We start from the raw sequence: 18,528 nt of genomic DNA, 5'->3' as shown, positions 1-18,528 counted from the left end.
CTTGTTCCGGCGACCACGGAGATCTTCTCGAGTGGAATCGGCTGCAGCGTCAGCTGGGTATCAGAGCCACCCTATCTCAGGCGGTCGCCGCGGCCGCCGCGGTCCCGCTGTACGCCCTGCTGGAGACGGCCCTCGGCATCGAGCGCGCCTACGCCGTCGCCACCGCGCACCCCGCCCTGCGGGGCATCGCCCTCGGCGAGGCGGATCTCCGGGCCGACCTGGGGGTACGGGCCGACGCGGGCCTCGACCGGCCGCGCTCCCGGGTGATCGTCGCCGCCCGCGCGGCGGGGCTCGCGCCACCGCCCCAGCCGGTCCACCCCCACACCCGTGACCTGGCCGGCCTCGCCGCCTCCTGCGCCCACGGCCGCGCCCTCGGCTTCCTGGGCCACGCCGCGATCCACCCCCCGCCAGCTGCCGGTGATCGAACGGGCCTACCTGCCCGCACCGGAGGAGACCGAGGCGGCACAGACGGTTCTTGAGGCAGCGGCGACGGAAGCGGGCCGCAGGCCCTGCCGGACGGGCGCTTCGTCGACACGGCGGTGGTGGCCGTGGCCCAGCGCACGCTGGCGCCGGCACGCAGGAGCTGACCGCACACGCGAAGGGCGCCCCGGTCAGGGCGCCCTGTGCGTCGTACCGCCTGCCGTCAGGTCTTCGACGTCCCCGACTCGGCCTCGGCCTCGGCCTTCGCCTCCGCGGCAGCGGGCTCGGCATCGGGCTCGGCCTTGTCCGCGACCTTGCCCTCGACGTCCTCGGTCCCGCTCTCGGCGGCCTCTTCCGTACCGTCGGCCACGGCCTCGGAGGCACCCGGTTCCACCACGGCCTCACGGCCCGGCCGCAGCTTCGCGGACACCACCATGTACGCCACCGCCAGCAGGAACACGATCATCGCGGTCCAGTCGTTGAGGCGGAGGCCCAGGATGTGGTGGGCGTCGTCCACGCGCATGTACTCGATCCAGCCGCGGCCCACACAGTACGCGGCGACGTACAGGGCGAACGCCCGGCCGTGGCCCAGCTTGAAGCGGCGGTCGGCCCAGATCACCAGGAAGCCCACGCCGATGCACCACAGGGACTCGTAGAGGAAGGTCGGGTGGTAGTAGCCCGGCACCCGGCCGCCCTCGGACGAGGTGATGTGCAGCGCCCAGGGAACATGCGTCTCACGGCCGTACAGCTCCTGGTTGAACCAGTTGCCCCAGCGGCCGATGGCCTGCGCGAAGGCGATGCCGGGCGCGACGGCGTCGGCGTACGCGGGCATCGGGATGCCCCGGCGCCGCGCGCCGATCCACGCGCCGAGCGCGCCGAGCGCGATCGCGCCCCAGATGCCCAGGCCGCCCTGCCACACCTTGAAGGCGTCCACCCAGTCACGACCCGGGCTGAAGTACAGCTCGTAGTCCGTGATCACGTGGTACAGCCGGCCGCCGACCAGGCCGAAGGGGACGGCCCAGACCGCGATGTCGGCGACGGTGCCGGTCCGCCCGCCGCGGGCGACCCAGCGTTTGTTGCCGAGCCAGACGGCGACGAAGACGCCGATGATGATGCAGAAGGCGTAGCCGCGCAGCGGGATGGGGCCGAGGTACAGCACCCCGCGCGACGGGCTGGGAATGTAGGCAAGTTCCATGGCAGGTCCGACGCTACCGTGCCGGGCCGTGGGGACGGCAAGCAGCCCGGCTACGGGTCCATAACGGGGGCGTCCGGAAATCGCCGGTCAGCGGCCGGCCGCCTCGACCATCTGCTTCAGCTTGGCGGGGGTCATGCTCTGGTTCTCGTAGATGTTCTTCCCGCCGAGCAGGACCGTGGGCGTGCCGCTGAAACCGCCGGACTGGAAGGCCTTGTTGCTCTTGTCCACCCAGCTGTCGTGGGTGCCGTCGTTCACACACGTGCGGAACGCCGGGGTGACGAGGCCGCCCACCTTGCCGGCCAGCGCGATCAGCTTGTCGTTGCTGCTGAACGCGTCGTCGGTCTCCTTCGGCTGGTTCGTGTACAGCACGTCGTGGTAGTCGCGGAACTTTCCGGCGTCCTGGGCGCAGGCCACGGCGTTGGCGCCGCGCAGGGAGCCGGTGCCGCCGAGGTTGCCGTCGATCAGCCGGACCAGGTGGTACTCGATTCTGAGCTTGCCGGAGTCCACCAGTTCGTGGAGCGTCGGGCGGTAGGCCGTCTCGAAGGCCTGGCAGGCCGGGCAGCGCATGTCCTCCCAGACGGTGAGCGTCGACCTGGCGCCGTCCTTGCCGACCGGGATCGCGAGGCTGTCCTTGCCCTGCGCGCCCGAGGGCGCCACGACCGGGCCCGCCTTCGCACTGCTCCCGCTCTTGCCCGCGTTCGCGGCGATCACGCCGATCACCGCCGCGAGTCCGAGGACGCAGACCACGCTTGCGCCCACGATCAGCGTGCGCCGCCGCCTGTCAGCGGACTTCTGCTTCTCGCGCTCGACCGCCAGCCGCTCCCGGGCGGTGCGCTTTCCGTCACGGTTCTTCTCGCTCACACCCCCAGAACGAACCGGGGAGGCGCAGCGCGCCTCCCCGGCCTCAGGTCCACCCGTTCGAGTGACCGAATGTTCCGTTGTAGGTGACTACGGATGATTGCTGACGGTTACGCCTGTCCGCGCACGCCCTTGGCGAGCTCTCCGGCCAGCTCGCGGACCCCCTCGATGCCCGACGCGTGGTCGGGGGCGTCGAGCATCCGCTTCACGAACGCCGAGCCGACGATGACGCCGTCGGCGAAGCCGGCGACCTCGGCCGCCTGGACGCGGTTGGAGACGCCGAGCCCGACGCAGACGGGCAGGTCGGTGCCGGTGGCCCGGGTGCGTCCGACCAGGTTCTGGGCCTGCGCGCCGACCGACTCACGGGTGCCGGTGACGCCCATGAGCGAGGCGGCGTAGACGAAGCCGCTGCCCGCGGCGGTGATCTGCGCGAGCCGCTCGTCCTTGCTGCTGGGGGCGACGACGAACACGGTGGCGAGGCCGTGCTTGTCGGCGTGCTCGCGCCACAGCGCCGACTCCTGGACGGGCAGGTCGGGCAGGATGCAGCCCGCGCCGCCCGCCTCGGCCAGCTCGGCGGTGAAGCGCTCGACGCCGTAGCGGTCGATCGGGTTCCAGTACGTCATGACCAGGACGGGCTTGCCGGTGGCCCCGTGGGCCTCCTTGACCGTCCGCATGACGTCCGCGATCTTGACGCCGCCGCGCAGGGCGATGTCGTCGGCGGTCTGGATGACGGGACCGTCGAGGACGGGGTCGCTGTGCGGCAGACCGACCTCCACGACGTCCGCCCCGCCGTCGAAGACGGCCTTGATCGCCTCGATGCCGCCGTCCACGGTCGGGAACCCGGCCGGGAGGTAGGCGATGAGCGCGGAGCGGCCCTCGGCCCTGGCGCCGGCGAGGGTGTCGGACAGCAGCTGAATGTTCCCGCTCACTTGGCGTCCCCCTCGATCTCGGCGGTGTCGGTCGCGTCGGCGGCGACCGCGGCGTCGGCGTCGTACAGGCCGAAGTAGCGCGCGGCGGTGTCCATGTCCTTGTCGCCGCGGCCGGAGAGGTTGACGACGATCAGGCCGTCCTTGCCCAGCTCCCTGCCGACCTCCAGGGCGCCGGCGAGGGCGTGCGCGCTCTCGATGGCCGGGATGATGCCCTCGGTGCGCGACAGCAGGCGCAGGGCCTGCATGGCCGCGTCGTCGGTGATCGCGCGGTACTCACCGCGGCCCGAGTCCTTCAGGTACGAGTGCTCGGGGCCGATGCCCGGGTAGTCCAGGCCCGCCGAGATCGAGTACGGCTCGGTGATCTGGCCCTCCTCGTCCTGCAGGACGTACGACCGGGAGCCGTGCAGGATGCCGGGCTCGCCGGCGGTGAGGGTGGCCGCGTGCTCGCCGGTCTCGATGCCGTGTCCCGCGGGCTCGCAGCCGATGAGGCGGACGGACGTGTCCGGGATGAAGGCGTGGAAGAGGCCGATGGCGTTGGAGCCGCCGCCGACGCAGGCGATCGCGGCGTCGGGCAGCCGGCCGGCGCGCTCCAGGAGCTGGCGGCGGGCCTCCACGCCGATCACGCGGTGGAAGTCGCGGACCATGGCCGGGAACGGGTGCGGTCCGGCGACGGTCCCGAAGAGGTAGTGGGTGTGGTCGACGTTGGCGACCCAGTCGCGGAACGCCTCGTTGATGGCGTCCTTCAGGGTGCGGCTGCCGGACTTCACCGAGACGACCTCGGCACCGAGCATGCGCATGCGGGCCACGTTCAGGGCCTGGCGCTCGGTGTCGATCTCGCCCATGTAGATGGTGCAGTCGAGGCCGAACAGGGCGCAGGCGGTGGCGGTGGCGACGCCGTGCTGGCCGGCGCCGGTCTCGGCGATGACCCGGGTCTTGCCCATGCGCTTGGTGAGCAGGGCCTGGCCGAGCACGTTGTTGATCTTGTGCGAGCCGGTGTGGTTGAGATCCTCGCGCTTGAGGAACACCCGGGCGCCGCCGGCGTGCTCGGCGAAGCGGGGGACCTCGGTGAGCGAGCTGGGACGGCCGGTGTAGTTGACCATCAGGTCGTCGAGTTCCCGGGCGAACTCGGGGTCCTGCTTGGCCTTGTCGTACTCGACGGCGACCTCGTCGACGGCGGCGACGAGGGCCTCCGGGATGAACTTGCCGCCGAACACGCCGAAGTAGCCTTCGGCGGTGGGGACTTGACCCTCCGGGTCAGGGAAGAAGAAGTTGCTGGGCATGCCGAAACCTCACGGTGAGTGCGTGAAAAGACACTGTTCGCCGTGGGGCGACGGGGTGATCAGTCGACTGCGGGACCGCTGTGGTTGATCGCGCCCGCGCGGCGGTAGCCGCATATCAAACAGAGCCCCGCGCCCCTCAGGTTGGCTGCTGCCATCGCATGCCGTTGACCTGCCCGGGTTCGTCACCGATGACGTACCGCACCCTGCGGCCGTGGACGCGCCTCGCCGGGGCGCGGCAGCCCCGGGGGCGGCAGCCGCGCGCCAGGCGGGCGTACCGGTCCACGGTCGTCACGGTGAGAGTCATCGGGATCAGCCTACCGGGTGATCAGCTCCGGCCGTGCCGCAGCGCGGGGTGCTCGCCCGCGGCGACCAGGTCGGCGACGGCGGTCTTCGGGTCGCGGCCGGTGACGAGGGACTCGCCGACCAGGACCGCGTCGGCGCCGGCGTTGGCGTAGGCGATCAGGTCGTGCGGGCCGCGGACGCCGGACTCGGCGACCTTGACGATGTGGTTCGGGATCTCCGGGGCGACCCGCTCGAACGTGCCGCGGTCGACCTCCAGCGTCTTCAGGTTGCGCGCGTTGACACCGATCACCTTGGCGCCCGCGTCCACCGCGCGCTCGACCTCGTCCTCGTCGTGCACCTCGACGAGCGGGGTCAGGCCGATGGAGACCGCGCGCTCGATCAGGGACTCCAGGGCGGGCTGCTCCAGCGCGGCCACGATCAGCAGCGCGAGGTCGGCGCCGTAGGCCCGGGCCTCCCACAGCTGGTACGAGGTGACGATGAAGTCCTTGCGCAGGACCGGGATGTCCACGCGCGCGCGGACGGCCTCCAGGTCGGCCAGCGAGCCGCCGAAGCGGCGCTGTTCGGTGAGGACGGAGATGACGGCCGCACCGCCCGCCTCGTAGTCCGCGGCCAGCCCGGCCGGGTCGGCGATCGCGGCCAGCGCGCCCTTGGAGGGGCTGGAGCGCTTGACCTCACAGATCACCTTGACGCCGTCGCCCTTGAGCGCGGCCACCCCGTCCTTTGCGGCGGGTGCCTTGGCCGCGCGCTCCTTGAGCTCGTCGAGGCTGACGCGCGCCTGCCGCTCCGCGAGGTCGGCACGGACTCCGTCGATGATCTCGTCGAGCACACTCACGCGAGCGGCCCCCTTCCAGACGGTGGTTCCTTCAGGTTCATCAGGTTCTTCGGGCCCGGGTTCTTCACGTTCTGAAAACCCGTGGTCATAGCGATGGTATCCGCAGCGGGCCGGTGCCTTCGCATCCAGCGGACGCCGGTCCTTCCCCCACCCTCGAACCAGCTTCGCACGGCTCGGCGGGAGGTGCCCCCATACTGGACCTTCCCCCGGTGATCAAGGATGCAACCAGTCGCCCGACGGCAGGTTCCGGACAGCCGTGAACACCAGCAGCGACACGCCGGCGCCCCACAGGTGGGCCCGGCCGAGGTCCGGCCGCAGCGGCCGGCCGCGCGCCGTACGGACCGTCCAGACGCTCCACAGCACCGCGAAGCCCAGGTAGCCGGCCACGCCCAGCGCGTTGTCGTGCAGCGCGGTGAGCAGGTCGCCGTGGACGAAGGCGTGCGCGCTGCGCAGTCCGCCGCAGCCGGGGCAGTACAGACCGGTGAGCCGGTACAGCGGACAGACCGGGTAGTGGCCGGGCTCGTTCGGGTCGACGGCGCCGACGTACGCGAAGGCCGCGGCGACGACCGCGAGCAGCGCGCCCGGGACGGCGAGCCGCCGTCCGAGCGGTGCGGTCGCGGCTGTCGCGGGCGGGGCCACGCGGCTGTCGGCGTTCACGTTCGCATTGTGCCGCGGGCCGGTGCCGCCCGCGCGTCGTCGCGGGCGTACGGGGGAAAGCCGAGGGGCGGCCCCGCACCCCTGCGGGTGCCGGACCGCCCCTCGAAGGCGGGAGCGGGAGGGCTCAGCTCTCCACGGCAACCGGCTCGGGGGTCGCGAGGGAGCCGCCGACCATCTTCAGCGGCTTCGGGTCGGCGCCGAGGCCCATGGCGCGCATGATGCCGCCGACCACGGCGCCGGCGAGGATGAGCACCATGCCGGCCCAGAAGCCGACGGTGTTGGCCATCACCATGAAGGCGCCCGCGACCAGGAAACCGATGAAGGAAATGATGACGCCGGTCCAGGCGGCCGGGGTGTGACCGTGGCCGTGGCTGCTGCCCGCCATGTCTGTGCTCCTCGTTGCTGTGTACGTGTCCCGGGAGAGCGGCGTACGTGTCGTACGGCTCCGAGCCCGCCCGTCAGTGTCCGAGCCGGACGCTCACCCCCCATTGTCCCGTACGGGTGCGTGCTCCGGACGCGGGGGTGGCGTCTGGTTCGCCACACCTGGCCGCACCGGCGCACCGGCGCACCGGCCGCGCCCGGGGGCGGCTTGCGGCTCAGGCCCCGGTCGGGTCCTCACCGCGGTCCAGGGCCTTCCACATCTCCTCGGGCCGCTCGGGGTCGACCGGGCGGGCCTTGCGACGCGGGCGGTCGGTGCCGCGCTCGTAGCGGCCGGACATGGCGGGCCACAGGCTGCCGTAGCGCAGCGCGAGCAGGCCGGCCAGCAGGATCAGCACCCCGCCGACGGCCGCGACGTAGGGCCAGCCGGTGTGGCTGAGCGCCTCGACCGTGGCGGAGGTGTCGCCGCTGGCCTGGGCGGCCTTGTCGTCCAGCGCGGAGCTGTCGGAGGCGGACACGAGGGCGGCGGCCGCGATCCCGGCGCCGGACAGCGCGAGCAGTCCGGCGACGACGAGGCGGCCGGCCCGGCGGACGGCGAAGACGGCGACGAGCGCGGCGAGGCCCACTATGGCGAGGGCCGCCGGGACGCCCGTGACGTCGCTGCCCTTCGCGGTGAGCGGGAACGCTCCGCCGGCCACCGTCGCGGTGCCCTCCGCCCAGCGCTGCCGGGTCGCGAGCAGCGCCACGGCCGCGCCGAGCGCACCGCACAGGAGGGCCAGGGCGAGGCTCCGGCGGCCGGACCGGACGGGCTCGGCGGCTTCGGAACGGGGGTGAGGAACGGCAGTCACGTACTCCACTATCGCCTGAACCCCGGGCGAACCGTCACCCAGGGGGTTCGGATGGGACGTGCCTTACGGGCGGAAGGCGCCTGTGCGCCCAGCCGGTTGGCCGTGTGGACCGCGCGCAGCACCGCCGCCGCCTTGTTGCGGCACTCCTGGTCCTCGGCCACCGGGTCGGAGTCGGCGACGATGCCGGCACCGGCCTGGACGTAGGCCGTGCCGTCGCGCAGCAGGGCCGTGCGGATCGCGATGGCGGTGTCGGAGTCGCCCGCGAAGTCGAGGTAGCCGACACAGCCGCCGTACAGGCCGCGGCGGGAGGGCTCCAGTTCGTCGATGATCTGCATCGCGCGGGGCTTGGGGGCGCCGGAGAGGGTGCCCGCCGGGAAGCAGGCGGTGAGCACGTCGAAGGCCGTACGGCCCGCGGAGACCCGGCCGGTGACGGTCGAGACGATGTGCATCACGTGGGAGTACCGCTCGACGGACATGAAGTCGACCACCTCGACCGAGCCGGGCTCGCAGACCCGGCCGAGGTCGTTGCGCCCGAGGTCGACCAGCATCAGGTGCTCGGCGCGCTCCTTGGGGTCGGCCATCAGCTCCTCGGCGAGGGCCTGGTCCTCCTGCGGGGTGGCCCCGCGCGGGCGGGTGCCGGCGATGGGGTGGACCATGGCCCGCCCGTCCTCGACCTTCACCAGGGCCTCGGGGGACGAGCCGACGACGTCGAACCCGTCGAAGCGGAAGAGGTACATGTACGGCGAGGGGTTGGTGGTCCGCAGCACCCGGTAGACGTCCAGGGCGCTCGCCGTGCACGGGGTCTCGAAGCGCTGAGAGGGCACGACCTGGAAGGCCTCGCCCGCGCGGATGCGCTCCTTGACGTCCTCGACGGCGGCCTGGAAGTCGGGGCCGCCCCACAGCGCGGTGTACTCGGGCAGCTCCGAGGGCGGCAGGACGGCCGGGGGCTGGGCCACCGCGCGCGTGAGGTCGGCCTCCATCGCGTCGAGGCGGGCCACGGCGTCGGCGTAGGCCTCGTCCACGCCGGTGGCGAGGTCGTTGTGGTTGATCGCGTTGGCGATCAACAGGACCGAGCCCTCCCAGTGGTCCATCACGGCGAGGTCGCTGGTCAGGAGCATGGTCAGCTCGGGCAGCCCGAGGTCGTCGCGCTCGCCGGGGCCGATCTTCTCCAGGCGGCGGACGATGTCGTAGCCGAGGTAGCCGACCATGCCGCCGGTGAAGGGGGGCAGGCCCTCCTGGTTCGGGGTGTGCAGGGTCTGGAGCGTGGCGCGCAGCACCTGGAGGGGGTCGCCGTCGACGGGGACGCCGACCGGCGGGGTGCCCAGCCAGTGGGCCTGGCCGTCGCGCGTGGTGAGCGTGGCGGAGCTGCGGACGCCCACGAAGGAGTACCGGGACCAGGAGCGGCCGTTCTCCGCGGACTCCAGGAGGAAGGTGCCGGGGCGCTCGGCGGCGAGCTTGCGGTAGAGCGCCACCGGGGTGTCGCCGTCGGCGAGGAGCTTGCGCGTGACCGGGATGACGCGCCGGTCGGCGGCGAGCTTGCGGAAGGTCTCGAGGTCCATGGCCGCTGACCTTACTGATCGGAGCCGGCCGGGCCGGAATCGATGTCGCCGGCGCCGTCCTTGAGCAGCACGTCCTCGTCGAAGCAGGTGCGCGCGCCGGTGTGGCAGGCGGCGCCGACCTGGTCGACCTTGACGAGCACGGTGTCGGCGTCGCAGTCGAGCGCGACCGATCTCACCCACTGGAAGTGGCCCGAGGTGTCGCCCTTGACCCAGTACTCCTGGCGGCTGCGGGACCAGTAGGTGCAGCGGCCGGTGGTCAGCGTGCGATGCAGCGCCTCGTCGTCCATCCAGCCGAGCATGAGCACCTCTCCGGTGTCGTACTGCTGGGCGATGGCGGGGACGAGTCCGTCGGGGCTGCGCTTGAGGCGCGCGGCGATCTCCGGGTCGAGGCTGCTGGGCCGGGGCGTTCCGGTCGTGCTGGTCATGGGTGCCATTGTGCCGCGCTGCACCGACAACGCGGGGAGTACGTCCGCTGGGCGGACTTTCTGACCGGTCGTAGGCTGATCCCCATGTCGACCTTCGCCAAGCGTGAACGGCTGCTGCTCGCGGACCTGCTGGAGACCGTCGGACCGAACGCCGAGACCCTCTGCGAGGGCTGGCACACCCGGGACCTGGCCGCGCACGTGATCGTGCGCGAACGCCGCCCCGACGCGGCCGGGGGCACGCTGGTCAAGCAGCTCCTGCCGCGCCTGGAGAAGGTGATGGCCGAGTACACCGCGAAGCCGTACGACGAGCTGATCCAGCTGATCCGCACCGGCCCGCCGCGTTTCTCGCCGTTCCAGCTGAAGCAGGTCGACGAGGCGGCCAACATCGTCGAGTTCTACGTCCACACCGAGGACGTGCGCCGGGCGCAGCCGGACTGGAGCGCGCGCGAGCTGGACCCGGTCTTCCAGGACGCCCTGTGGTCCCGGCTGGAGCGCACCGCGCGGCTGCTGGGCCGGGGGGTGCCGACGGGTCTGGTGCTGCGCCGCCCGGACGGGCAGACGGTGGTGGCGCACCGGGGTGTGCCGGTGGTGACGGTGACCGGCGAGCCGTCCGAGCTGGTCATGTTCGCCTTCGGCCGGCAGAGCGCGGCCCGGGTGGACCTGGAGGGCGACGCGGACGCCATCGAGAAGGTGCAGGGCACCAAGCAGCTCGGGTTCTGATCCCATGATCAAGGTCGCGATGACGGGTGTGTACGTGGACGACGTGGCAGCGGCCCACGCCTTCTACACGGACGTCCTGGGCTTCGAGACGCGGGTCCACCGGGACCTGGGTGGCGACGCCCTGTTCGTCGCGGTCGGCGCGCCCGGGGCCCAGCCGGATCTCCAGTTGCTGCTGGAGCCCGGGCAGGGCCCGATCGCGCAGGCGTACCGCGGCGCGCTGTACGACGCGGGCATCCCGTGCATCGTCTTCTCCGTGGACGACCTTCCGGCGGAGTACCTGCGGCTGCGCGCCCTGGGTGTCCGGTTCACGCACCCGCCGCAGCGGCAGGGGCTGGTCCTCGCGGCGGTGTTCAACGACACGTGCGGCAATCTGGTGCAGCTGGTTCAGTCGCGGGAGTGATGTTCAGCGGGGCAGTTCGGCGGTGCGCAGGGCCGGTACGGCGAGGGCGACGACCCCGCCGAGTCCGCAGACGGCGGCGCTGACGACGTAGACCGGGCGCAGCCCCCAGGCCCCGACAGCGGCGGCGGCGAAGGGCATGCTGAGCGGGGTGAGGCCGAGGCTGACCAGGCTGGAGACGGCGGTGACGCGGCCCAGGAAGGCGGGGTCGGACCGGGTCTGGAGCAGCGCACCGCACATCACCCCGCTCAGCCCGGTGAGCAGGCCGACGAACAGGGCCGTGCCGACGGCGGTCAGCAGGGTGGGGGCGTAGGCGAGGGCGCCGACGGCGATCGAGCCGGCGATGATCGTGCACCCGGCGACGAGTCCGGCGCGGGGCAGCCGCCCCCGGACGGCCAGCAGCAGCGAGGCGGCGCCCGCGCCGGTGCCGAACCCGGCGAGTATCCAGCCCATGCCGGCGGCGCCCCAGCCGCGATGGTCGGCGAGCAGGGTCAGTCCGACGTTCAGGGGGCCGACGAATCCCAGGTCGCCGAGGGCGATGGCGAGCATCAGCGGGGCGAGGACGCGGTGGCCGCGGATGTGGCGCAGCCCGGCCCTGAGGTCCGCCCAGGCCGTGCCCTTCGGTGCGGCGTCCCGCGTCGGCAGGTCCCGTACGCGCACGCGGACCAGCAGCGGCACGGACACGGCGATGAGCAGCCCGGCGAGGGCGAACGCGGCCGGAGCGCCGCCGGCGGCCACCCCGAGCCCGCCGAGCGGGGCGCCGACGACGCTCGCGAACCGGATGGCGAGGCTGCGCATGCCCTGGACCCGGCCGAGCTGGTCCTGCGCGGTGAGCCGGGCCGGCAGGGCGCCCACGGCGGGCACGAAGACGGCGTCGACGGCGCCGAAGACCAGCGCCAGCAGGGCGAGCGGCCACAGCCCCGGGCTGGTGAGGAACAGCAGGGCGGCCACGGCGAGGACGGCCGCACAGCGCACGGCATCACTGCCGATGACCACCCGGCGCGGACCGAACCGGTCGGCGATCACTCCGCCGCCGAGCATCAGCACGGCCCGGGGCAGCGCGCTCGCCGACATCACGAGACCGGCCTGCGCCGGGGTTCCGGCCCGGACGGCGGCCCAGGACAGGGCGAGGTAGTAGACGCTGTCGCCCAGCATCGAGGAGGTGTAGGCGGCGAGCCAGCGCCGGACGTTGCCGTCGCGGTGGGCGGGCGTGGTGGTCGACGGGGCGGCGAGCGTGGCGGTCACGGGAGGGGCCCTCTCAGACGCGGAACGGGAAGCCGTACACGTGCAGCGCGACGTGCTCGCGCCCTTCGGTGTCGCCGGCGGCCTCGTGGGCTCGCCCCTGCTCGTCGTAGCGCTTGAGCAGGTCGTGCAGGTCCTTCTTCAGCTCCGCCAGTTCCGCGGCGGTCAGCCTGAGCAGCGACTCGGAGTCATGGGCGGCCTCGCTCCACTCCGGGCCCCAGTGGGCGCGCTCGTCCAGGTACCTCCGGTACATCTCGGCCCGCTGCTCCAGGAACATCCGGGAGGCCGCGAGATGCGCCGCCACCTTCTCGGGGGCGTCCTGGAAGTCCTCGTCGCGGATGGAGACGCCGTCGGAGGACGGCTGCCACCAGCGCTCACGGCCGTCCGCGCTGCGCGGCTCGGCCTCCTCGACCAGGCCGTGCTCGGCGAGCTTGCGCAGGTGGTAACTGACCAGCGAGACGGCCTCGTCGACCTGCTCGGCGAGATGGGAGGCGGTGGCCGCCTCGGCGACGAACAGCAGTCGGTAGAGCTTCATGCGCAGCGGATGCGCGAGCGCCTTGAGTGTGCCGACGTCGGTGATCCGCCGGTTCTCCTTGCTTGCCATGGGCACGACCGTAGATGCGAAAGAGAAGTTGCACAACAGATTTTGCGCAACTTCCCTTTCGTATCTGACCGAAGACCGGCGCAGCGTCAGCGCACGGGGTGGCCCGCCTCCCGCAGGGTCTGCTTCACCTGGCCGATCCGCAGGTCGCCGAAGTGGAAGACGGAGGCCGCGAGCACCGCGTCCGCGCCCGCCGCGACGGCCGGCGGGAAGTCGGCCAGCTTGCCGGCGCCGCCCGAGGCGATGACCGGGACGGTGACGTGCTTGCGAACGGCCGCGATCATCTCCAGGTCGTAGCCGTCCTTGGTGCCGTCGGCGTCCATCGAGTTCAGCAGGATCTCGCCCGCGCCCAGCTCGGCCGCCCGGTGCGCCCACTCGACGGCGTCGATGCCGGTGCCCTTGCGGCCGCCGTGGGTGGTGACCTCGAAGGAACCCGACGCGGTGCGGCGGGCGTCCACCGAGAGGACCAGGACCTGGCGGCCGAAGCGTTCCGCGATCTCGCGGATCAGCTCGGGGCGCGCGATCGCGGCCGTGTTCACGCCGACCTTGTCGGCGCCCGCCCGCAGCAGCTTGTCCACGTCCTCGGCCGTACGGACGCCGCCGCCGACGGTCAGCGGGATGAAGACCTGCTCGGCGGTGCGGCGCACCACGTCGTACGTCGTCTCCCGGTTGCCCGAGGACGCGGTGATGTCCAGGAACGTCAGCTCGTCGGCGCCCTCGGCGTCGTACACCTTCGCCATCTCGACGGGGTCGCCCGCGTCGCGCAGGTTCTGGAAGTTGACGCCCTTGACGACCCGGCCGTTGTCCACGTCCAGGCAGGGGATGACTCGGACCGCCAGGGTCATGACTGCTCAGGCTCCTCTGAATGCTTCGAGTTCTACTTCGACCAGGATGCGCGGGTCGACGAAGCCCTCGACCACGAGAAGGGTCGTCGCCGGGCGCACGGAGTCGAACAGCTCCTTGTGGGCCCGGCCCGCCTCGTCGACGTCGCGCACATGGCTCAGGTACATGCGGGTACGGATCACGGACTCGATGCCGAGCCCGAACTCCTTCAGCGCTTCGAGGGCGTTGCCGAAGGCGACCCTGGTCTGCTCGTACGGGTCGCCCTCGCCGTACAGCACCGTGCCCTTGAAGGACGTGGTGCCGCCCACCGACACCCGGTCCCCCGCCGCGACGGCGCGTGCGAAGCCGAAACTCTCTTCCCAGGGACTTCCGCTCTGCACCCGCCGCACGGCATCGGACGTCATGACGACACAGCCTCCAGGGCCTCTTCCAGGGTGAACGCCTTCGCGTACAGGGCCTTCCCGACGATGGAGCCCTCGACACCGAGGGGTACCAGCTCGGCGATGGCCCGGAGGTCGTCCAGCGACGACACGCCGCCGGAGGCCACGACCGGACGGTCGGTGGCGGCACAGACGTTGCGCAGCAGCTCCAGGTTGGGGCCCTGGAGCGTGCCGTCCTTCGCGATGTCGGTGACGACGTAGCGGGCGCAGCCCTCCTTGTTCAGGCGGTCCAGCGTCTCGTAGAGGTCGCCGCCGTCACGGGTCCAGCCGCGGCCGCGCAGCGTGGTGCCGCGCACGTCCAGGCCGACCGCGATCTTGTCGCCGTGCTCGGCGATGACCTTGGCGACCCACTCGGGGGTCTCCAGTGCGGCCGTGCCCAGGTTCACCCGGGTGCAGCCGGTGGCCAGGGCGGCGGCCAGCGAGGCGTCGTCACGGATGCCGCCGGACAGCTCCACCTTGATGTCCATCGCCCGCGCGACCTCGGCGATCAGCTCGCGGTTGTCACCGGTGCCGAACGCGGCGTCCAGGTCGACCAGGTGCAGCCACTCGGCGCCGGAGCGCTGCCAGGCGAGGGCGGCCTCCAGCGGGGAGCCGTACGAGGTCTCCGTGCCGGACTCGCCGTGCACGAGGCGGACGGCCTGGCCGTCGCGGACGTCGACGGCGGGGAGGAGTTCGAGCTTGGCCATGTCTCTACAGGGTTCCGATCCAGTTGGTGAGGAGCTGGGCGCCGGCGTCGCCGGACTTCTCGGGGTGGAACTGGGTGGCCCACAGGGCGCCGTTCTCCACCGCCGCCACGAACGGCCTGCCGTGCGTCGACCAGGTGACCTTGGGGGCGGCGATCAGCGGGTTGTGCGACTCCAACTGCCAGTCGTGGACGGCGTAGGAGTGCACGAAGTAGTAGCGGGCGTCGGCGTCGAGGCCCGCGAACAGCTGGGAGTCGGCCGGGGCGTCGACGGTGTTCCAGCCCATGTGGGGCACGACGTCGGCCTCCAGCGGCGCGACCGTGCCGGGCCACTCGTCCAGGCCCTCGGCCTCCACGCCGTGCTCGATGCCGCGCGCGAAGAGGATCTGCATGCCGACGCAGATGCCCATCACCGGGCGCCCGCCGGACAGCCGGCGGTCGACCACCCAGTCGCCGCGGGCGGCGCGCAGGCCCTCCATGCAGGCGGCGAACGCGCCGACGCCCGGCACCAGCAGGCCGTCGGCGTTCATCGCCTTGTCGAAGTCACGCGTGATCTCGACATCGGCGCCCACGCGCGCGAGGGCACGCTCGGCGGACCGGACGTTGCCGAAGCCGTAGTCGAAGACGACAACCCTCTTGGGGGCGGTCAATTCCACACCCCCAGCCGCATGACGCCCGCGACGAGGCACATGGCCGCGCCGATGGAGAGCAGCACGATGAGGCTCGTGGGCATCTTCTGCTTGACGAAGGAGATGATGCCGCCGACCAGGAAGAGACCGACGACGATCAGGATGGTGGAGAGGCTGGTCATGGGGTTACAGCGCGCCCTTCGTGGAGGGGAGGATGCCGGCCGCGCGCGGGTCGCGCTCGGAGGCATAGCGCAGCGCCCGGGCGAGGGCCTTGAACTGGCACTCCACGATGTGGTGCGCGTTGCGCCCGTACGGCACGTGCACGTGCAGCGCGATCTGTGCCTGGGCGACGAAGGACTCCAGGATGTGCCGGGTCATCGTCGTGTCGTACTCGCCGATCATCGGCGCCATGTTCTCGGGCTCGGTGTGCACGAGGTAGGGGCGGCCGGACAGGTCGACGGTCACCTGGGCGAGGGACTCGTCCAGCGGGACCGTGCAGTTGCCGAAGCGGTAGATCCCCACCTTGTCGCCGAGGGCCTGCTTGAAGGCGGCGCCCAGCGCGAGGGCGGTGTCCTCGATGGTGTGGTGGGAGTCGATGTGCAGGTCGCCGTCGGTCTTCACGGTCAGGTCGAACAGACCGTGCCGGCCGAGCTGGTCGAGCATGTGGTCGTAGAAGCCGACGCCGGTGGCGATGTCGGTCCTCCCGGTGCCGTCGAGGTCGATCTCGACCAGGACGGACGTCTCCTTCGTCGTACGCTCTGTTCTTCCCACGCGACCTTCGCGAGTCATGCCTCAAGCTCCTTCTTGACTTCACGGACCGCGTCGAGGAACGCGTCGTTCTCCTGCGGGGTGCCGGCGGAGACCCGCAGCCATCCCGGTACGCCGTTGTCCCGGACCAGGACGCCGCGGTCGAGGATCTTCTGCCAGGCCTCGTGGGAGTCCGCGAACCGGCCGAACTGCACGAAGTTCGCGTCGGACTCGATGACGTCGTAGCCGGTCGCGCGCAGCTCGGCGACCAGCCGGTCCCGCTCCGCCTTCAGCTGCTCGACGTACTTCAGCAGGGTGTCGGTGTGCTCCAGGGCGGCCAGGGCGGTCGCCTGGGTGATGGCCGACAGGTGGTACGGCAGCCGGACGAGCTGGACGGCGTCCACGACCGCCGGGTCGGCGGCGAGGTAGCCGAGGCGCAGGCCCGCGGCGCCGAACGCCTTCGACATCGTGCGGGAGACGACGAGGTGCGGGCGGCCTTCGAGGAGGGGCAGCAGCGAGTCGCCGTGGCTGAACTCGATGTACGCCTCGTCCACGACCACCATCGACGGCTTGGCCGCCTGGGCCGCCTCGTACAGCGCGAGGACGGTCTCGGGCGCAACCGCGTTGCCCGTGGGGTTGTTGGGGGTGGTGATGAAGACGACGTCGGGCTTGTGCTCGGCGATGGCCCGCTCGGCGGCGGCGAGGTCGATCGTGAAGTCCTCGTTCCGGGGCCCGGAGATCCAGCCGGTGCCCGTGCCGCGCGCGATGAGCGCGTGCATCGAGTACGACGGCTCGAAGCCGATCGCCGTACGGCCCGGTCCGCCGAAGGTCTGCAGCAGTTGCTGGATGACCTCGTTGGAGCCGTTGGCCGCCCAGACGTTCTCGATGCCGAGGGGGTACTTGCCGGTGTTCGTGAGGTACTTGGCCAGCTCGGTGCGCAGCTGGACCGCGTCCCGGTCGGGGTAGCGGTTCAGGTCGCGGGCGGCCTCGCGCACCCGCTCCGCGATCCGCTCGACCAGCGGCTCGGGCAGCGGGTAGGGGTTCTCGTTGGTGTTCAGCCGTACGGGGACGTCCAACTGGGGCGCGCCGTAGGGGGACTTGCCGCGCAGCTCGTCCCGTACGGGCAGATCGTCGATGCCGGTCACTTGCTCGTCGGTACCTTCCAGCCGAACCTCGCCTTGATCGCCGCGCCGTGCGCCGGCAGGTCCTCCGCCTCCGCCAGCGTCACCACGTGGGCGGCGACCTCGGCGAGCGCGTCCTTCGTGTAGTCCACGATGTGGATGCCGCGCAGGAAGGACTGGACGGACAAGCCCGAGGAGTGGCAGGCGCAGCCGCCGGTGGGCAGGACGTGGTTGGACCCGGCCGCGTAGTCGCCGAGGGAGACGGGGGCCCAGGGGCCGATGAAGATCGCGCCCGCGTTCTTCACGCGGTCGGCCACCGCGGCGGCGTCGGCGGTCTGGATCTCCAGGTGCTCGGCGCCGTAGGCGTCGACCACGCGCAGGCCCTCGTCCAGGCCGTCCACGAGGACGATCGCGGACTGCCGGCCCTCAAGGGCGGGCACGATCCGGTCCTCGATGTGCTTGGTGGCCTCGACCTGCGGCCGCAGTTCCTTCTCCACCGCGTCCGCCAGCTCGACGGAGTCGGTGACGAGGACGGCGGCGGCCAGCGGGTCGTGCTCGGCCTGGCTGATCAGGTCCGCGGCGACGTGCACCGGGTCGGCGGTGTCGTCGGCGAGGACCGCGATCTCGGTCGGGCCGGCCTCGGCGTCGATGCCGATCCGGCCGGTGAAGAAGCGCTTGGCGGCGGCGACCCAGATGTTGCCGGGGCCGGTGACCATGTTGGCGGCGGCGCAGGACTCGGTGCCGTAGGCGAACATCGCGACGGCGGTGGCGCCGCCCGCGGCGTAGACCTCGTCCACGCCGAGCAGGGCGCAGGCCGCGAGGATCGTCGGGTGCGGCAGGCCCCCGAACTCGGCCTGCGGCGGCGAGGCGAGCGCGATGGACGCGACGCCGGCCTCCTGGGCCGGTACGGCGTTCATGATCACGGAGGAGGGGTAGACGGACCGGCCGCCCGGCGCGTACAGCCCGACGCGCTCGACCGGCACCCACTTCTCGGTCACCGAGCCGCCCGGCACCACCTGCGTGGTGTGCGTGTCGCGGCGCTGCTCGCGGTGGACCAGGCGGGCGCGGCGGATGGACTCCTCCAGCGCGGCGCGCACGGCCGGGTCGAGGGTCTTGAGGGCATCGGTGAGGGCCTCGGCCGGCACCCGGACGGATTCCAGCCGTACTCCGTCGAACTTCTCGGCGAAGTCGATCAGCGCCGCGTCGCCACGATGATGCACGGCCTCGCAGATCGGACGCACCTTCTCCAGGGCGGCCGAGACGTCGAAGTCGGCTCGGGGCAGCAGGTCGCGCAGGGCGGGGCCCTCGGGAAGGGCGTCGCCGCGCAGATCGATTCGGGAGATCACGGACTCAATTCTCTCAGACCGGGGTCGGGCACCGTGCGCGCGTATCAATGGCTGATACAGAACGTGGCCTGATTCG

The 18,528-nt window shown here is 72.1% G+C and carries 22 protein-coding genes and 2 pseudogenes; 3 read left to right on the top strand and 21 right to left on the bottom strand.

Annotated features, from left to right (window positions below; genetic code table 11):
• Positions 1–587: pseudogene (locus ACFC8N_RS38260) on the top strand (HpcH/HpaI aldolase/citrate lyase family protein); the annotation flags it as partial.
• Positions 588–643: 56 nt separating this feature from the next.
• Here ACFC8N_RS38260 and lgt read toward each other — a convergent pair.
• The 11 genes and pseudogenes from lgt to hisI form a co-directional block, all read right to left on the bottom strand.
• A complete protein-coding gene (gene lgt / locus ACFC8N_RS38255) occupies positions 644–1,615 on the bottom strand; it encodes a prolipoprotein diacylglyceryl transferase (RefSeq protein ID WP_356021110.1) in 972 nt (323 codons plus the stop codon).
• Positions 1,616–1,702: 87 nt separating this feature from the next.
• Positions 1,703–2,476 (bottom strand): thioredoxin domain-containing protein, encoded by a 774-nt coding sequence (locus tag ACFC8N_RS38250; RefSeq protein ID WP_356021108.1) that lies wholly within the window; start codon positions 2,474–2,476, stop codon positions 1,703–1,705.
• A gap of 107 nt (positions 2,477–2,583) precedes the next feature.
• Positions 2,584–3,402 (bottom strand): tryptophan synthase subunit alpha, encoded by an 819-nt coding sequence (gene trpA, locus ACFC8N_RS38245; protein ID WP_376293661.1) that lies wholly within the window; start codon positions 3,400–3,402, stop codon positions 2,584–2,586.
• Entirely contained in the window at positions 3,399–4,682 is a 1,284-nt protein-coding gene (gene trpB / locus ACFC8N_RS38240) for a tryptophan synthase subunit beta (protein ID WP_376293658.1), read from the bottom strand. The genes trpA and trpB overlap by 4 nt, the downstream gene beginning before the upstream one ends.
• Positions 4,683–4,818: 136 nt before the next feature.
• Positions 4,819–4,986 carry a tryptophan biosynthesis modulator TrpM gene (gene trpM / locus ACFC8N_RS38235; RefSeq protein WP_351800536.1) on the bottom strand — a complete coding sequence of 56 codons (168 nt, stop codon included), beginning with the start codon at positions 4,984–4,986 and terminating at the stop codon, positions 4,819–4,821.
• Between the two features lie 21 nt (positions 4,987–5,007).
• Entirely contained in the window at positions 5,008–5,817 is an 810-nt protein-coding gene (trpC, locus tag ACFC8N_RS38230; RefSeq protein WP_071382776.1) for an indole-3-glycerol phosphate synthase TrpC, read from the bottom strand.
• A 213-nt stretch (positions 5,818–6,030) separates the two neighbouring features.
• Positions 6,031–6,474, bottom strand: coding sequence for a DUF2752 domain-containing protein (locus ACFC8N_RS38225; RefSeq protein WP_356021101.1), 444 nt, complete (start codon positions 6,472–6,474; stop codon positions 6,031–6,033).
• A gap of 124 nt (positions 6,475–6,598) precedes the next feature.
• The gene (locus ACFC8N_RS38220) at positions 6,599–6,859 is read right to left on the bottom strand and encodes an HGxxPAAW family protein (RefSeq protein WP_356021099.1); all 261 of its coding nucleotides are present in this window, start codon (positions 6,857–6,859) and stop codon (positions 6,599–6,601) included.
• A gap of 211 nt (positions 6,860–7,070) precedes the next feature.
• A complete protein-coding gene (locus ACFC8N_RS38215) occupies positions 7,071–7,709 on the bottom strand; it encodes a TIGR02234 family membrane protein (RefSeq protein WP_356021097.1) in 639 nt (212 codons plus the stop codon).
• 77 nt (positions 7,710–7,786) lie between these two features.
• A pseudogene (locus ACFC8N_RS38210) lies at positions 7,787–9,259 on the bottom strand (anthranilate synthase component I); the annotation flags it as partial.
• Positions 9,260–9,270: 11 nt separating this feature from the next.
• A complete protein-coding gene (hisI, locus tag ACFC8N_RS38205) occupies positions 9,271–9,684 on the bottom strand; it encodes a phosphoribosyl-AMP cyclohydrolase (RefSeq protein ID WP_356021092.1) in 414 nt (137 codons plus the stop codon).
• A gap of 84 nt (positions 9,685–9,768) precedes the next feature.
• Here hisI and ACFC8N_RS38200 point away from each other — a divergent pair, with 84 nt between their 5' ends.
• Positions 9,769–10,404 carry a TIGR03085 family metal-binding protein gene (locus ACFC8N_RS38200; RefSeq protein WP_376293653.1) on the top strand — a complete coding sequence of 212 codons (636 nt, stop codon included), beginning with the start codon at positions 9,769–9,771 and terminating at the stop codon, positions 10,402–10,404.
• 4 nt (positions 10,405–10,408) lie between these two features.
• The gene (locus tag ACFC8N_RS38195; protein WP_376293651.1) at positions 10,409–10,804 is read left to right on the top strand and encodes a VOC family protein; all 396 of its coding nucleotides are present in this window, start codon (positions 10,409–10,411) and stop codon (positions 10,802–10,804) included.
• A gap of 3 nt (positions 10,805–10,807) precedes the next feature.
• On the opposite strand, the gene ACFC8N_RS38190 is transcribed toward ACFC8N_RS38195, so the two are convergent.
• The 10 genes from ACFC8N_RS38190 to hisD all read right to left on the bottom strand — a co-directional run bounded on the left by ACFC8N_RS38190 (position 10,808) and on the right by hisD (position 18,452).
• Entirely contained in the window at positions 10,808–12,046 is a 1,239-nt protein-coding gene (locus tag ACFC8N_RS38190) for an MFS transporter (protein ID WP_376293648.1), read from the bottom strand.
• Between the two features lie 13 nt (positions 12,047–12,059).
• Positions 12,060–12,647 (bottom strand): helix-turn-helix domain-containing protein, encoded by a 588-nt coding sequence (locus ACFC8N_RS38185; protein ID WP_356021084.1) that lies wholly within the window; start codon positions 12,645–12,647, stop codon positions 12,060–12,062.
• Between the two features lie 86 nt (positions 12,648–12,733).
• The gene (gene hisF / locus ACFC8N_RS38180; RefSeq protein ID WP_356021082.1) at positions 12,734–13,489 is read right to left on the bottom strand and encodes an imidazole glycerol phosphate synthase subunit HisF; all 756 of its coding nucleotides are present in this window, start codon (positions 13,487–13,489) and stop codon (positions 12,734–12,736) included.
• A gap of 6 nt (positions 13,490–13,495) precedes the next feature.
• Positions 13,496–13,891 (bottom strand): RidA family protein, encoded by a 396-nt coding sequence (locus ACFC8N_RS38175; protein ID WP_071382786.1) that lies wholly within the window; start codon positions 13,889–13,891, stop codon positions 13,496–13,498.
• Entirely contained in the window at positions 13,888–14,613 is a 726-nt protein-coding gene (gene priA / locus ACFC8N_RS38170) for a bifunctional 1-(5-phosphoribosyl)-5-((5-phosphoribosylamino)methylideneamino)imidazole-4-carboxamide isomerase/phosphoribosylanthranilate isomerase PriA (protein ID WP_071382787.1), read from the bottom strand. The genes ACFC8N_RS38175 and priA overlap by 4 nt, the downstream gene beginning before the upstream one ends.
• A 4-nt stretch (positions 14,614–14,617) precedes the next feature.
• Positions 14,618–15,265: an imidazole glycerol phosphate synthase subunit HisH gene (gene hisH / locus ACFC8N_RS38165; RefSeq protein WP_356021078.1), complete on the bottom strand. Its 648-nt coding sequence runs from the start codon at positions 15,263–15,265 to the stop codon at positions 14,618–14,620.
• Positions 15,256–15,420, bottom strand: a complete 165-nt coding sequence (locus ACFC8N_RS38160; protein ID WP_356021076.1) for a hypothetical protein — start codon at positions 15,418–15,420, stop codon at positions 15,256–15,258. The genes hisH and ACFC8N_RS38160 overlap by 10 nt, the downstream gene beginning before the upstream one ends.
• A gap of 4 nt (positions 15,421–15,424) precedes the next feature.
• A complete protein-coding gene (gene hisB / locus ACFC8N_RS38155) occupies positions 15,425–16,027 on the bottom strand; it encodes an imidazoleglycerol-phosphate dehydratase HisB (RefSeq protein WP_071375442.1) in 603 nt (200 codons plus the stop codon).
• A complete protein-coding gene (locus ACFC8N_RS38150) occupies positions 16,024–17,130 on the bottom strand; it encodes a histidinol-phosphate transaminase (RefSeq protein WP_376293641.1) in 1,107 nt (368 codons plus the stop codon). The genes hisB and ACFC8N_RS38150 overlap by 4 nt, the downstream gene beginning before the upstream one ends.
• On the bottom strand, positions 17,127–18,452 hold the full coding sequence (gene hisD, locus ACFC8N_RS38145; RefSeq protein WP_356021072.1) for a histidinol dehydrogenase: 1,326 nt from the start codon (positions 18,450–18,452) through the stop codon (positions 17,127–17,129). The genes ACFC8N_RS38150 and hisD overlap by 4 nt, the downstream gene beginning before the upstream one ends.
• Positions 18,453–18,528: the final 76 nt, after the last annotated feature.

The sequence above is a fragment of the Streptomyces sp. NPDC055966 genome, from assembly GCF_042269865.1.
Taxonomy (GTDB): domain Bacteria; phylum Actinomycetota; class Actinomycetes; order Streptomycetales; family Streptomycetaceae; genus Streptomyces.
The sequence above is the reverse complement of the archived record's forward strand: the minus strand, read 5'-3'. Positions and strand labels throughout refer to the sequence as shown.

Bases quoted from the DNA above. Each gene is read 5' to 3' on its own strand.
- lgt (WP_356021110.1), bottom strand. From the start codon at position 1,615: ATGGAACTTGCCTACATTCCCAGCCCGTCGCGCGGGGTGCTGTACCTC.
- trpB (WP_376293658.1), bottom strand. From the start codon at position 4,682: ATGCCCAGCAACTTCTTCTTCCCTGACCCGGAGGGTCAAGTCCCCACC.
- trpM (WP_351800536.1), bottom strand. From the start codon at position 4,986: ATGACTCTCACCGTGACGACCGTGGACCGGTACGCCCGCCTGGCGCGC.
- ACFC8N_RS38220 (WP_356021099.1), bottom strand. From the start codon at position 6,859: ATGGCGGGCAGCAGCCACGGCCACGGTCACACCCCGGCCGCCTGGACC.
- hisI (WP_356021092.1), bottom strand. From the start codon at position 9,684: ATGACCAGCACGACCGGAACGCCCCGGCCCAGCAGCCTCGACCCGGAG.
- ACFC8N_RS38200 (WP_376293653.1), top strand. From the start codon at position 9,769: ATGTCGACCTTCGCCAAGCGTGAACGGCTGCTGCTCGCGGACCTGCTG.
- ACFC8N_RS38195 (WP_376293651.1), top strand. From the start codon at position 10,409: ATGATCAAGGTCGCGATGACGGGTGTGTACGTGGACGACGTGGCAGCG.
- ACFC8N_RS38185 (WP_356021084.1), bottom strand. From the start codon at position 12,647: ATGGCAAGCAAGGAGAACCGGCGGATCACCGACGTCGGCACACTCAAG.
- hisF (WP_356021082.1), bottom strand. From the start codon at position 13,489: ATGACCCTGGCGGTCCGAGTCATCCCCTGCCTGGACGTGGACAACGGC.
- ACFC8N_RS38175 (WP_071382786.1), bottom strand. From the start codon at position 13,891: ATGACGTCCGATGCCGTGCGGCGGGTGCAGAGCGGAAGTCCCTGGGAA.
- priA (WP_071382787.1), bottom strand. From the start codon at position 14,613: ATGGCCAAGCTCGAACTCCTCCCCGCCGTCGACGTCCGCGACGGCCAG.
- ACFC8N_RS38160 (WP_356021076.1), bottom strand. From the start codon at position 15,420: ATGACCAGCCTCTCCACCATCCTGATCGTCGTCGGTCTCTTCCTGGTC.
- hisB (WP_071375442.1), bottom strand. From the start codon at position 16,027: ATGACTCGCGAAGGTCGCGTGGGAAGAACAGAGCGTACGACGAAGGAG.